The sequence below is a fragment of the Limimaricola sp. genome, from assembly GCF_016125575.1.
In the GTDB taxonomy this organism is placed as follows: domain Bacteria; phylum Pseudomonadota; class Alphaproteobacteria; order Rhodobacterales; family Rhodobacteraceae; genus WGLM01.
Genome location: NZ_WGLM01000004.1, coordinates 150,272 through 162,933, shown reverse-complemented (window position 1 = coordinate 162,933; position 12,662 = coordinate 150,272). Strand labels below are relative to the sequence as shown.

Here is a 12,662-nt window from a genome sequence, read left to right as displayed (position 1 = left end):
CCGTGTCGTTTTCGCGCTAGGCACGGGTCCCTGCGTCATGCCCTAATACGCGCAACAGGAGGATGACATGAGTGTTTCGCAACTACGCCCGAACATGGATTTCTGGGCTGAACGGGTGGATCTTGCCGCCGCCTTTCGCTGGACCGCCCGGCTGAACATGCACGAGGCCGTGGCCAACCACTTTTCATTGGCCGTCAATCCGGCGGGCACGCGGTTCCTGATGAACCCGAACCAGCGGCACTTCGCGCGCATCCGCGCCTCGGACCTGTTGCTGCTTGATGCCGATGATCCCGATACGCTGAAAGGACCAGACGCACCTGATCCGACGGCCTGGGGCCTGCACGGCGCGATCCACCGCCACGTGCCCCATGCACGCTGCGCGATGCACGTCCATTCGATCTTTGCCACCGTGCTGGCCAGCCTTGCCGACAGCCGCCTGCCGCCGATCGACCAGAACTGCGCCACCTTCTACAACCGCATCGTGATCGACGATCATTACGGAGGGCTCGCCTTCGAGGATGAGGGTGAACGCTGTGCGGCGCAGTTCAGCGACCCGAAAAAGAAGGTGATGGTGATGGGCAATCACGGCGTGCTGGTCATCGGCGCGACCGTCGCCGAGACCTTCAACCGCCTCTACTACTTCGAGCGCGCGGCCGAGACCTATATCCGCGCCTTGCAGACAGGCCGGCCACTGCGCATCCTGCCCGACGACGTGGCCGAAAAGACCGCGTCAGAGCTTGAGGCCTATCCCGAGCAGGACATCCGCCACCTTGCCGAGATCAAGGCCATCCTCGACGACGAAGGCAGCAATTACGCGAGTTGACGACCGACATGGACTACGGACTGACAGACGAACATCGGATGATCGCGGACACGGTCCGCAGCTTCGTGGAAAACGAAATCTATCCGCACGAGCAACTGGTCGAACGCACGGGCGAGGTGCCGCACGAGATCGCGCAGGAGATCAAGCGCAAGACGAAGGAGTTGGGCTTTTACGCCTGCAACTTCCCCGAGCGGGTTGGCGGTGCCGGCCTCAACCACCTTGAATTTGCGCTGGTCGAGCGCGAGCTTGGCCGCGGCTCGATGGCACTGACGCATTTCTTCGGACGGCCGCAGAACATCCTGATGGCCTGCGAAGGCGAGCAGGTGGACCGCTACCTTGTCCCGGCGGTGCAGGGCGACCGGATGGACGCGCTGGCAATGACCGAGCCCGGCGCAGGCTCGGACATCCGCGGCATGAAGTGTTCGGCCCGGCGCGATGGGGGTGACTGGGTGCTCAATGGCACCAAGCATTTCATCTCGGGGGCTGATCACGCCGATTTCGTTATCGTCTTCGTGGCCACCGGCGAGGATCAGACCGAGCGGGGCCCGAAAAAGCGGATCACCGCGTTTCTGGTCGATCGAGGCACGCCGGGTTTCACCATCCGCGACGGCTACAAGTCCGTCAGCCATCGCGGCTACAAGAACATGATCCTCGAATTCGACGATTGCCGCCTGCCCGACGCGCAGGTGCTGGGCAAGGTCGATGGCGGGTTCGAGGTGATGAATACCTGGCTCTACGCCACCCGCATCACGGTGGCCACCATGGCGGTAGGCCGTGCGCGGCGGGTCTTCGACCTGGCGCTGGGCCATGCCGCCGAACGCGAGCAGTTCGGCCAGAAGATCGGCAAGTTCCAGGGCGTCAGTTTCCAGCTGGCCGACATGGTGACCGAGATCGACGCGGCCGACCTGCTGACGCTGGCCGCCGCCGACCGGCTGGACAAGGGTTTGCCTGCCAACCGCGAGATCGCGAGTGCCAAGCTTTATGCTTCCGAAATGCTGGCCCGTGTCACCGACCGGGCGATCCAGATCCACGGCGGCATGGGCCTGATGGACGACCTGCCGCTGGAGCGGTTCTGGCGCGATGCGCGGGTCGAGCGGATCTGGGACGGCACTTCCGAGATCCAGCGCCACATCATCAGCCGTGACCTGTTGCGACCGCTGGGGGCCTGACATGCGCCATCTTGCGCCCGGTGCGGGCGGGGATGGGGGCCAGCCCCCCGTCGCGCGCCGCGCGACTCCCCCCGGAGTATTTGAGGCCAGAAGAAGCGGGGCGGTCCACCCCCCGCGCCGGACAGGCGACGGGGGGCTTCTCCTGGCACGGTCATCGGCTCTCCAGCCTGTACCGTGCATTCATCCTGGGGGATTAACCTTAACAAACCGTTGCTTCTTCTGGCGTGAAATACTCCCGCCGGAGGCCTCCGGCCCGCGGCACGCGGGGCGGACATGACGCGCGACCTGTCTCGGCTGTTGCGCCCGGCCTCGGTCGCTGTGATCGGCGGCGGCGCCTGGGGGCGCGCGGTGATCGGGCAGCTGGACAAGATCGGCTTTGCCGGGCCGGTCTGGCCCGTGAACCCCAAGGGGGGCGAGATTGCCGGGCGCGCCGTCGTGGAGCGGGTCGAGGACCTGCCGGCGCCGCCCGATGCCGTCTTCATCGGCATCAACCGCGATGCGACGATCCCGGCGGTGGCGGCGCTGTCGGCATTTGGCGCGGGCGGGGCGGTGTGCTTTGCCGCGGGTTTTGCCGAGGTCGAGGATGGCGCGGCGCGCAACGCCGACCTTCTTCGCGCGGCGGGCGAGATGCCGATCCTTGGGCCCAACTGCTATGGCCTGATCAACGCGCTTGACGGTGCCGTTCTCTGGCCCGACCAGCACGGGCTGGCGCGGGTGGACCGCGGCGTGGCGATCCTGACGCAATCCTCCAACATCGCGATCAACCTGACGATGCAGCAGCGCGGCCTGCCAATCGGCTATGTCGTCACCTGCGGCAATCAGGCCCAGACCAGCCAGGCGCGCATCGCCGCCGACCTGCTGGACGATCCGCGCGTGACCGCGATCGGCCTGCATGTCGAAGGCTTCGGTGACCTTGCCGACTGGCAGGCGCTGGCGCGCAAGGCCCGTGCGCGGGGCGTGCCGCTGGTGGCCTTGAAGGTGGGACGGTCGGCGGCGGCGCGGGCGGCGACGATCTCGCACACCGCCTCGCTGGCCGGGGGCGATGCCGGGGCGCAGGCGCTGCTGGACCGGCTGGGGATCGCGCGGGTGCACGATTTGCCGACCTTTCTCGAGGCGCTGAAGCTCTTGCATGTCTGCGGGCCGCTGCCCTCGGCCGAGATCGCCACGATCAGCTGTTCGGGCGGCGAGGCGAGCCTGTCGGGCGATGCAGCCGAGGGGCGCGGCATTGCCTTTCCGCCGCTGACCGAGGCGCAGCGCGCGGGGCTTTTTGCGGCGCTCGGCCCCCGCGTGGCGCTGGCCAACCCGCTCGACTACAACACCTATATATGGCGCGATGTCCCGGCGATGACCGATGCCTTTGCCGCCATGGTCGCGCCGCATCTGGCCATGACCCTGCTGATCGTCGATTTCCCCCGGGCCGACCGCTGTGACGATGCCGACTGGGACTGCACCATCGCCGCCGCCATCGGCGCGGGCCAGCGCACGGGCGGCCGTATCGGGATGGTGGCGACGCTGCCGGAACTCATGCCCGAGGCAGTGGCCGCGCGGCTGCTGGCGGCGGGGATCGTGCCGCTGAACGGGTTGAACGAGGCGTTCGGCGCGATTGCCGCCGCCGTACAGCGGGAGGTGCCCGATCTGGGCCTTGACCTGCCGCGTCTTGGCCCTGCCGGTGACACGGTGACGCTGACCGAGGCCGCGGCCAAGGCGGCGTTGGCCGCCCATGGCCTGCGAGTGCCGGCCCGCCTGCCCGCCGCCACGCCAGAGGACGCGGTCCAAGCGGCCGGGCAGATCGGCTTTCCCGTGGTGCTGAAGGGCGAAGGTTTCGCGCACAAGACCGAGGCGGGCGCGGTAGTGCTGAACCTGGCCACGCCCGAGGCGGTAGAGGACGCGGCGCGGCGGATGGGTGCGACGGGCTACATTGTCGAGGAAATGGTGAGCGGCACTGTGGCGGAGCTGCTTGTCGGTGTGGTGCGCGACCCCGCGCATGGATTCGTGCTGACGCTGGGGGCGGGGGGCACGCTGACCGAGGTCTGGCAGGATGCGGCCAGCTGCCTGTTGCCCGCCAGCGATGAAACCTTGCATGTCACGCTGGACCGCCTGAAGGTGGCGCGGCTGCTGGCCGGGTTCCGCGGCGCCCCGCCCGCCAACCGTGCCGCGATCATCGCGGCGATCCGCGCGGTCGAATCCCATGTGCTGGCCAATGCCGACGCGGTGGCCGAGGTCGAGGTCAACCCGCTGATCTGCACAGCGACAGATGCCATCGCCGCCGACGCCTTGATCAGGAGAACACCATGAGCCCGATTCGCACCCGCACCGAAGGCACCATCCTCGAGGTCACGCTCGACCGGCCGAAGGCCAACGCGATCGATCTGATCACCAGCCGGATCATGGGCGAGACGTTTCGTGCCTTCCGCGACGACGATGCCCTGCGCGTCTGCATCCTGCGCGCCGAGGGCGACAAGTTCTTTTGTCCCGGCTGGGACCTGAAGGCGGCCGCCGCGGGCGACGCGGTGGATGGCGATTATGGCGTGGGTGGTTTCGGGGGGCTGCAGGAACTGCCGAACCTCAACAAGCCAGTGATCTGCGCGGTCAACGGCATCTGCTGTGGCGGGGGTCTTGAACTGGCGCTGTCGTGTGACCTGATCCTGGCCTCCGACAATGCCACGTTTGCCCTGCCGGAGATTCGCTCCGGCACGGTGGCCGACGCGGCCAGCATCAAGTTGCCCAAGCGCATTCCCTACCATGTCGCGATGGACCTGCTGCTGACCGGGCGCTGGTTTGACGCCGAAGAGGCCCTGCGCTGGGGCCTTCTGCGCGAGATCACCACGCCAGAGGAGTTGCTGCCGAAGGCGTGGGACCTTGCGCGTTTGCTCGCCTCTGGACCGCCGCTGGTTTACGCCGCGATCAAGGAAGTGGTGCGCGAGGCCGAGGACATGCGGTTTCAGGATGCCCTGAACCGCATTACCAAGCGGCAGTTGCCCACGGTCGACAGGCTTTATTCCAGCGAGGACCAGAAAGAAGGCGCGCGCGCTTTTGCAGAAGGGCGCGATCCGGTCTGGAAGGGGCGGTGAATGGCCGGTCTGGAGCGCTTCGTTGAAGCCCAGCTGGGCGTCTATCAGCGGGCGCGGGACGAGATCCGTGCCGGGCGCAAGACCAGCCACTGGATGTGGTTCATCTTTCCGCAACTGGCGATTCTCGGCCGCTCGGACATGGCCAAGCGGTTCGGTCTTGCCGATCTGGACGAGGCGTCGGCATACCTTGGCCATCCGGTGCTGGGCCCGCGCCTGACCGAGATGATGAAGCTAATGCTGACCCATGCGGGTACGCCGCCCGAGGCGATCCTTGGCACGGTCGACGCGATGAAGCTGCGCAGTTGTGCCACGCTTTTTGCCGCGGTGCCGGGTGCCGATCCGGTCTTTGCGGCGGTGCTTGACGCCTTTCATGACGGACAGCGTTGTCCTGTGACGCTGGATGCCCTGACCCGCGGTTAACGTTTGCGAAACGTGGCAACGTACGCCCGGTCGGCGGCATGCGGGCCGGTGGCGCCGGGGCCGTAGATCGGCACCTCTGGCAGGCTCAGCCTGTCGATCCGCGATGACAGCGCGGCAAGGGCCGGGGCGAAACCGGCCCGCACGTAATGTTGCGTGTTGATGGACAGCACGAAAAGCGCGCCGGGCGCGGCGATCCGCAGAAGTTCGGTCAGGGCGTTGGGCCCGACATGGCCCAGCGTGAAGGTGCCCGCGCTGACGATGCCTGAATAGGAACTGTCCTCGACGTCGAGCCGGGCCAGGACGTCGCCTTCGAAAAGCCGGCGATAGGCTCCGCTTCGCCCTGCGACCTCCAGCATCTCGGGCGAGATATCAGTGCCATCCACTGGCGCTGTCCCGTTCGCCCGCAGCAGCATGCCGACCGCCCCGGTCCCCGCCCCGACATCAAGGACCGGGCCAGCGCCGACAGCGGCAAAAGCCTCGGCCACGGCGACCGGCAGGCGGTAATCCATCGCGGCGACGAAATCGGTGTCATAGGTCGCGGCCCAGTCGCGGTACAGGCGACGGTTGTCGTCGGGCGTCTTCAGGCCATAGGCGCCCTCAAGGCTGGGTTTGTCTGTCATGCCGCCGATGCTGCGCCCCTAGCGGCACAAGTCAACCTGCCTTGCGCTTTGGCGCGCGCGGCGGCATCACCGTTGCATGACACGCACGCTTCTTTCCTTCGGTCACGGCTATTCGGCGCGCGCGCTGGCGCGCCTGCTGCCAGCGCGCGACTGGCGCATCATCGGCACCACCCGCAACGAGGACAAGCTGGCCGCCCTGATGGCCGAAGGGACAGAGCCCCGGCTGTGGCCCGGCGCCAACATGCTGCCCGCACTCGATGCGGCGACGCACCTGCTGATTTCCGCCGCGCCCGATGCCGAGGGTGACCCGGTGCTACGCGCCCTGCGCGACGAGATCGCCGCGCGGGCCGGGCAGTTCCAGTGGGTGGGTTATCTCTCGACCACAGGCGTCTATGGCGACAATGGCGGCGACTGGGTGGACGAGGACAGCCCGCTGAACCCCGCCACCGCGCGCGGGCAGGCGCGTGTGCAGGCAGAAGGTGACTGGGCCGCGCTGGGCCTGCCGCTGCACATCTTCCGCCTTGCCGGCATCTATGGGCCCGGTCGCGGCCCGTTCGCCAAGGTGCGCGAGGGGACGGCGCGGCGGATCGTCAAGCCTGGACAGGTCTTCAGCCGTATCCATGTCGAGGATATCGCGCAGGTTCTTGCCGCCTCCATCGCCCGGCCCAACCCCGGCGCCGTCTACAACGTCTGCGACGATGACCCGGCCCCGCCCGAGGATGTCATCGAACATGCCGCGCATCTGCTGGGCCTGCCGGTGCCGCCCGCCGAGGATTTCGAGACGGCCGAGATGACGCCGATGGCGCGCAGCTTCTATGCCGAATCGAAGAAGGTGCGGAACGACCGCATCAAGGACGAGCTGGGCGTGGTGCTGCAATACCCCGATTATCGTGCGGGCCTCAGCGCGCTGCTTGTCGCCGAAGACGCCTGACGGCCCAAGCCAGCGTGGCAAAGACGGCCAGCATCACCCCGGCCACGATCAGGTTGGTGATGTAGAAATTCGCCCGTCCGGCAAAGGTAAGGTTGTTGAGGAACGGGTAGGGCATTCCGCTGGTCACGCTGCCCGCCGGGCTGTCATTCAGCGGCGCGACCAGCAGTTCGATCCAGACGACATAGCCCACGATCACCCCCAACAGCCACAATGCCGAAGCGCGCAGCCGGGTAAACGACTGGTGAATGAACACCGCATCGATCCATTGCAGCGCCGGTCCCGCTCCGTGCAGGTAGCCGTTCAGCCACCACGCGCCCTGCTTGCCATGATCGGTCACCGACCCCGGATCGGCGAGGTAAAGCCGCCAATACAGCATCACCACCATCGCCGTGATGACCGAGGTCATGCCGACAAATCCGTCCCAGCGTTTCGTGCTGCGCCCCTGTTCCAGCGCGATCATCCGGCTGGCCGAGAAGAAGGCGATCAAGAGCGCCCAGATCGTGAGGTACCGGAATGGCCCGCCAAAGCCATCATAGCCTCCGAACAGGATCATCCGCAGGCTGTAAAAGGCGGCCAGCAGGAACACGATCCAGCGATAGACGAGGGCAGGGCGCATTGTGGGGTTCTCCGAACGGTGCTGCACATTCCTGCAGCCCAGGCCGCCCGTCCAGACCGCGCGGAACGTTCCCTTGCGTCACTGGGGTGTCTAACCTTCTGAGAAATAGTCCTCGTCGACGGATCTTAGCACATAGGTTTTGCGAGACCGGACACCGACGTCGTGCTGGATCATCAGGCGCGCCAAGCGGTCGCCATTGATCAGCACGATCCTTTGCTGAACTTTCTCGACATAGTCGCGAGCCTCTTTCGAGAAATCGGAGGTCGTGACAAAAACGCCTTTGGTCGCGCCTTCACCTGTCAAGGAACCAACAAACGCTTGCAAAGCAGGGCGGCCCACCTTGTTGTCGGGGGCGTAGCGCTTGGCCTGTATGTAGACAGCATCCAGGCCCAATGCATCTTCGTTAATGATGCCGTCGATACCACCATCACCGGACTTGCCTATGCGTTGACCCATTTCGCGGTCGCCCCCGCCGTAGCCCATGGCCAGAAGCAGATCGACGATTAATTGTTCGAACCTTGTCGGTGAAACGCCGGAAATGGCGTTGAGAAGTTCCGAGATGAGCGCCGCGTCAATCTCGGAAAAGGCCTGTCCAATAACGTCCTCTGGTGTCTGCGATGCAAAGGTGACGTTGGTTGGCGCAGAGCTGCTTGCCCCGTCACTGTCGGTCTTTGTTGTGCGTTTCTTGAACGCAAGGAATTCTGGATATGCGGACAGAGTCGTGTTGTTGATTTCCGCTGGACCTGCCGCCAGAACGTCCCTGCCTCTTTGGGTGATCTTGTAGTGGCCGCGCTTGATTGGTTCGATCAACCCTGCCTGCGACAGGTATTGACGTGCCCAATGGGCGCGGTTTGCGAGCGTCGTTTGCTTCCCGCTGGGCAGAAGTTGCTCTTGATCTTCCTTGCTGAGACTAAATTCGGCGGCGATCTTCGGCAGACATGGCGCCATTTCCGTATGCCCGGCTGCAATCAGTCTCAGCATCGGCAGCATCAGCATCTCGTAAGTCGGAATCATCGCGCTACGCCCTCTTCCCGATAACCTTCACATCGAGCACCTCCAGCACCTTCGCCTCGATGTCGGCGGCGTTCAGGCCGGCGGTGGCGTACATGTCGGCGGGGCTGGACTGGTCGATGAAGGTGTCGGGCAGGGTCATCATCCGGAACTTCAGCCCGGTATCGAACACGCCCTCGTCGGCCAGCAGTTGCGCGACGTGGCTGCCAAAACCGCCCACCGCGCCCTCTTCGATGGTGATCAGCGCCTCGTGCGTGTGGGCAAGGCGCAGGATCAGGTCGCGGTCCAGCGGCTTGGCAAAGCGGGCATCGGCGATACTGGGCGTGATGCCACGCGCGGCCAGCCCCTCGGCGGCCTTCGTGACTTCCTGCAGCCGGGTGCCGAAGGACAGGATGGCCACGCGCGATCCCTCCTGCACCATCCGGCCCTTGCCAATCTCCAGCGGTTCAGCGTCCTCGGGAATGGTCACGCCCACCCCTTCGCCGCGCGGAAAGCGGAAGGCGATGGGCCCCGTGTCGTGCCGGGCAGCGGTGGCGACCATGCGGACCAGTTCTGCCTCGTCGGCCGCGGCCATCACCACGAAGCCGGGCAGGTTGGCAAGGAACGCCACGTCGAAGGCGCCGGCATGGGTCGCGCCATCGGCCCCCACCAGCCCCGCGCGGTCGATGGCGAAGCGCACCGGCAGGCGCTGGATGGCCACGTCATGCACGACCTGGTCGTAGCCGCGCTGAAGGAAGGTGGAGTAAAGCGCGCAAAAGGGCCGCAGCCCGCCCGCGGCCAACCCGGCGCTGAAGGTTACCGCATGCTGTTCGGCGATGCCCACGTCGAAACAGCGGCTGGCATAGCGTTCCATGAACCGGCTGAGACCCGTGCCGTCAGGCATCGCCGCTGTCACCGCGCAGATCATCGGGTCGCGCGCGGCCTCTTTCAGAAGCTGTTCGGCAAAGACCGAGGTATAGCTGGGGGCGTTCGATGGCGCCTTGGCCTGTTCGCCGGTCAGCACGTCGAACTTGCCCGTCGCGTGGCCGCGGTCCAGCGCCTCTTCGGCGGGGGCATATCCCTTGCCCTTCTTGGTGATCACATGGATCAGCACCGGGCCGGTGGCGCGGTGATGCACCATCCGCAGCACCGACAAAAGCTGTTCCATGTCGTGCCCGTCGACCGGGCCGATATAGGAGAACCCCAGTTCCTCGAAGAGCGTGCCGCCCACGGTCATGTGTTTGAGCATGTCCTTGGCCCGGCGCGCGCCCTCGCGGAAGGGTTCGGGCAGCAGGCTGACCGCGCCCTTGGCGGCGGCCTTGAGTTCTTGAAACGGCTCGCCTGCGTAAAGCCGCCCAAGGTAGTTCGACAATGCACCGACGGGTGGCGCGATGGACATGTCGTTGTCGTTCAGGATCACGAACATGCGTTTGCCGAGATGGCCCGCGTTGTTCATCGCCTCGAAGGCCATGCCGGCGCTCATCGCACCGTCGCCGATCACCGCGATCGCGTCGCCGATGCCGAACTCGGGCGCGCCGCCCAGATCGCGCGCCACGACGAATCCCAGTGCCGCGCTGATCGAGGTGGAGCTATGTGCCGCGCCGAACGGGTCATACGGGCTTTCGGACCGCTTGGTGAAGCCCGACAGCCCGTCCTTCTGCCGCAAGGTGCGGATGCGGTCGCGCCGCCCGGTCAGGATCTTGTGCGGATAGCTTTGGTGGCTGACGTCCCAGATGATCTTGTCGCGCGGCGCATCGAAAACGGCATGCAGCGCGACGGTCAATTCCACCACGCCAAGGCCCGCGCCCAGATGTCCGCCGGTAACCGACACGGCGCTGATCGTTTCGGCGCGAAGCTCGTCGGCCAGCCGCCGCAACTCGGAATCCGACAGGCCCTTGAGGTCTGCCGGGGTCTGCACCTTGTCCAGCAGAGGCGTCGGCGGACGTTGTGTCATCTTGGGCCCTTTCAGTTCCGGCGGGCGATAACGAAACGGGCCGCATCCTTCAAGGTCTCGGCCCGCGCGCCGTAGCTTTCAAGCGCGGCACAAGCCTCGTCCACCAGCTGGGCCGCGCGTGCCTTGGCGCCATCGAGGCCCAGCAGCGACACGAAGGTTGCCTTGCCTGCCGCCGCATCCTTGCGCAGGGCCTTGCCGGCGACGGCAGCATCGCCCGTGACGTCCAGTATGTCGTCGGCAATCTGGAAGGCCAGCCCAAGCGCCCCGGCATAATGCCGCATCGGACCGGGATTGATGCCGCCCAGCACCGCCCCCGCCTCGGCCGACCAGCCGATCAGCGCGCCGGTCTTGGCAGCCTGCAGCGCGGTGATCTGCTCCAGCGTCAGCGGCGCGTCGGCGGTTTCGGCGGCGATGTCGAGGGCTTGGCCCCGCACCATGCCCTGTGCCCCTGCGGCCCGCGCCATATTGGCGACAAGCTGTACACGCACGCCCGAGGGCCCGACCTCGGGCCGCGCCAGCAGGTCGAAGGCAAGGGTCTGCAACGCATCGCCCGCCAGCACGGCGGCGGCCTCGTCCCATTTGACATGTACGGTGGGCTGGCCGCGCCGCAGCGCGTCGTCGTCCATGCAGGGCAGGTCGTCATGAACCAGCGAATAGGCGTGCATCGCCTCGATCGAAGCAGCGGGCCAAACGGCTTGTTCCACACCCACCCCGTGAAGCCGCGCCGATTCCATGACCAGAAAGCCGCGCAGCCCCTTGCCGCCGCGCACTGCATAGCGCATCGCCTCGACAAGTGGACCGTCGCCCATCGGGCGCAGCGCCTGTTCCAGAGCGCCTTGCGTCACCAATGCGGCCGCATTCAGTGCGCCTTGGAAGCGGTCATTCGTCAAGGGGCACCGTGCCGGTGGGCTGGCCATCCGCGTTCAGCGTGATCTTGGCGACCTTTTCTTCGGCCTCGTTCAGCTTTTCCTCGCAACGCTTTTTCAGTGCCGCGCCGCGTTCGTAGAGCGCGATGGATTCTTCCAACGCCACGTCACCACGCTCCAACTGGCCGACCACGGATTCGAGCTCCTTGATCGCCTGTTCGAAGCTCATCTTGTCGACCGGGGTATCTGTCATCTGCCTCTTTCCTCCAGAACCTGCACGTGCGCGCGCGCGCTTTGTGCCAACGCATCCAGATCATAGCCGCCTTCGAGTGACGAGACCACGCGGCCCGCGCAATGGGCATCGGCAAGGTCACAAAGCCGTCCGGTGACCCAAGCAAAATCGGCGGCCTCCAGCGCCAGCCCTGCCAGCGGGTCCGCCATGTGCGCGTCAAAACCGGCCGAAACAAGGATCAGCTCGGGTTCGAAGGCATCGACGCGCGGAAAAACCTGACCCTCGTAGATCCGGCGAAAGGCCGCGCCATCGGTCCCCGGCGACAGCGGCACGTTAAGCACGGTGTCATGCGGGCCGGTCTCGTCCGCTGCGCCGGTGCCGGGCCAAAGCGGCATCTGGTGGGACGAGATGAACAGGATGCGCGGATCATCCTCGACCAGCGCCTGCGTGCCGTTGCCGTGATGCACGTCGAAATCGACGATGGCAACGCGCGACAACCCGTGATGGTCCAGCGCGTGCTTGGCACCCAGCGCGACATTGCCGAACAGGCAGAACCCCATCGGCAACGCCTGTTCGGCATGGTGGCCCGGCGGACGCACGGCGGCAAAGGCATTTGCCACCTCGCCGGCCAGCACCATGTCGACCCCGCGCAAGACTGCGCCCACCGCGCGATAGGCCGCGGCCAGCGAGCCGGGCGAAAGATAGGTATCGGCGTCAAGCTGGGCCCAGCCTTCAGCCGGGGATTCGTTGCGCAGCATGGCCAAGTAGGACGCGGGGTGCAGACGAAAGAGATCGTCCTCGGCGGCCAGCGGTGCCTTGACGCGGGTCAGCGCAAGGTTGTCCAGTGCCGCCAGCACCACCTCCAGCCGCGCGACCTGTTCGGGATGGCCGGGCGGCGTGACATGGCCGAGACAGTCGGGGTGTGTGATCAAAGCAGTTGCCATGTGCCCAAGGAACAGAAAACCTGCAC

Annotated in this window: 13 protein-coding genes; 6 read left to right on the top strand and 7 right to left on the bottom strand. The window is 66.1% G+C overall.

The annotated features are described in order from the left end of the window. Positions 1–67 precede the first annotated feature (67 nt). The 5 genes from GC146_RS07725 (at position 68) to GC146_RS07705 (ending at position 5,483) form a co-directional block, all read left to right on the top strand. Complete coding sequence (locus tag GC146_RS07725) at positions 68–823, top strand: class II aldolase and adducin N-terminal domain-containing protein (protein ID WP_291836758.1); 756 nt, start codon at positions 68–70, stop codon at positions 821–823. Between the two features lie 8 nt (positions 824–831). Further along, on the top strand, positions 832–1,992 hold the full coding sequence (locus tag GC146_RS07720; RefSeq protein ID WP_291836756.1) for an acyl-CoA dehydrogenase family protein: 1,161 nt from the start codon (positions 832–834) through the stop codon (positions 1,990–1,992). 273 nt (positions 1,993–2,265) lie between these two features. After that, positions 2,266–4,287, top strand: a complete 2,022-nt coding sequence (locus GC146_RS07715) for an acetate--CoA ligase family protein (protein WP_291836754.1) — start codon at positions 2,266–2,268, stop codon at positions 4,285–4,287. Continuing rightward, positions 4,284–5,063, top strand: coding sequence for a carnitinyl-CoA dehydratase (locus GC146_RS07710; protein WP_291836752.1), 780 nt, complete (start codon positions 4,284–4,286; stop codon positions 5,061–5,063). Before GC146_RS07715 ends, GC146_RS07710 begins: the two co-directional genes overlap by 4 nt. Beyond that, positions 5,064–5,483 (top strand): DUF1810 domain-containing protein, encoded by a 420-nt coding sequence (locus tag GC146_RS07705; protein ID WP_291836750.1) that lies wholly within the window; start codon positions 5,064–5,066, stop codon positions 5,481–5,483. On the opposite strand, the gene GC146_RS07700 is transcribed toward GC146_RS07705, so the two are convergent. Continuing rightward, entirely contained in the window at positions 5,480–6,103 is a 624-nt protein-coding gene (locus GC146_RS07700) for a class I SAM-dependent methyltransferase (RefSeq protein ID WP_291836748.1), read from the bottom strand. The genes GC146_RS07705 and GC146_RS07700 overlap by 4 nt on opposite strands. Positions 6,104–6,179: 76 nt before the next feature. Between GC146_RS07700 and GC146_RS07695 the strand changes: the two genes are divergently transcribed. After that, positions 6,180–7,034, top strand: coding sequence for an SDR family oxidoreductase (locus tag GC146_RS07695; protein ID WP_291836746.1), 855 nt, complete (start codon positions 6,180–6,182; stop codon positions 7,032–7,034). Here the strand turns inward: GC146_RS07695 and GC146_RS07690 are convergent. The 6 genes from GC146_RS07690 to GC146_RS07665 form a co-directional block, all read right to left on the bottom strand. Beyond that, positions 7,003–7,650, bottom strand: coding sequence for a hypothetical protein (locus GC146_RS07690; RefSeq protein ID WP_291836719.1), 648 nt, complete (start codon positions 7,648–7,650; stop codon positions 7,003–7,005). The genes GC146_RS07695 and GC146_RS07690 overlap by 32 nt on opposite strands. 90 nt (positions 7,651–7,740) lie before the next feature. Continuing rightward, positions 7,741–8,664, bottom strand: coding sequence for a restriction endonuclease (locus GC146_RS07685; RefSeq protein WP_291836717.1), 924 nt, complete (start codon positions 8,662–8,664; stop codon positions 7,741–7,743). Between the two features lie 4 nt (positions 8,665–8,668). Further along, the gene (gene dxs, locus GC146_RS07680; protein ID WP_291836715.1) at positions 8,669–10,594 is read right to left on the bottom strand and encodes a 1-deoxy-D-xylulose-5-phosphate synthase; all 1,926 of its coding nucleotides are present in this window, start codon (positions 10,592–10,594) and stop codon (positions 8,669–8,671) included. An 11-nt stretch (positions 10,595–10,605) separates the two neighbouring features. Next, positions 10,606–11,439 (bottom strand): polyprenyl synthetase family protein, encoded by an 834-nt coding sequence (locus tag GC146_RS07675; RefSeq protein ID WP_291838467.1) that lies wholly within the window; start codon positions 11,437–11,439, stop codon positions 10,606–10,608. A 34-nt stretch (positions 11,440–11,473) separates the two neighbouring features. Next, positions 11,474–11,713: an exodeoxyribonuclease VII small subunit gene (locus GC146_RS07670; RefSeq protein ID WP_291836713.1), complete on the bottom strand. Its 240-nt coding sequence runs from the start codon at positions 11,711–11,713 to the stop codon at positions 11,474–11,476. Then, positions 11,710–12,636 (bottom strand): histone deacetylase family protein, encoded by a 927-nt coding sequence (locus GC146_RS07665; protein WP_291836711.1) that lies wholly within the window; start codon positions 12,634–12,636, stop codon positions 11,710–11,712. Before GC146_RS07665 ends, GC146_RS07670 begins: the two co-directional genes overlap by 4 nt. Positions 12,637–12,662 lie beyond the last annotated feature (26 nt).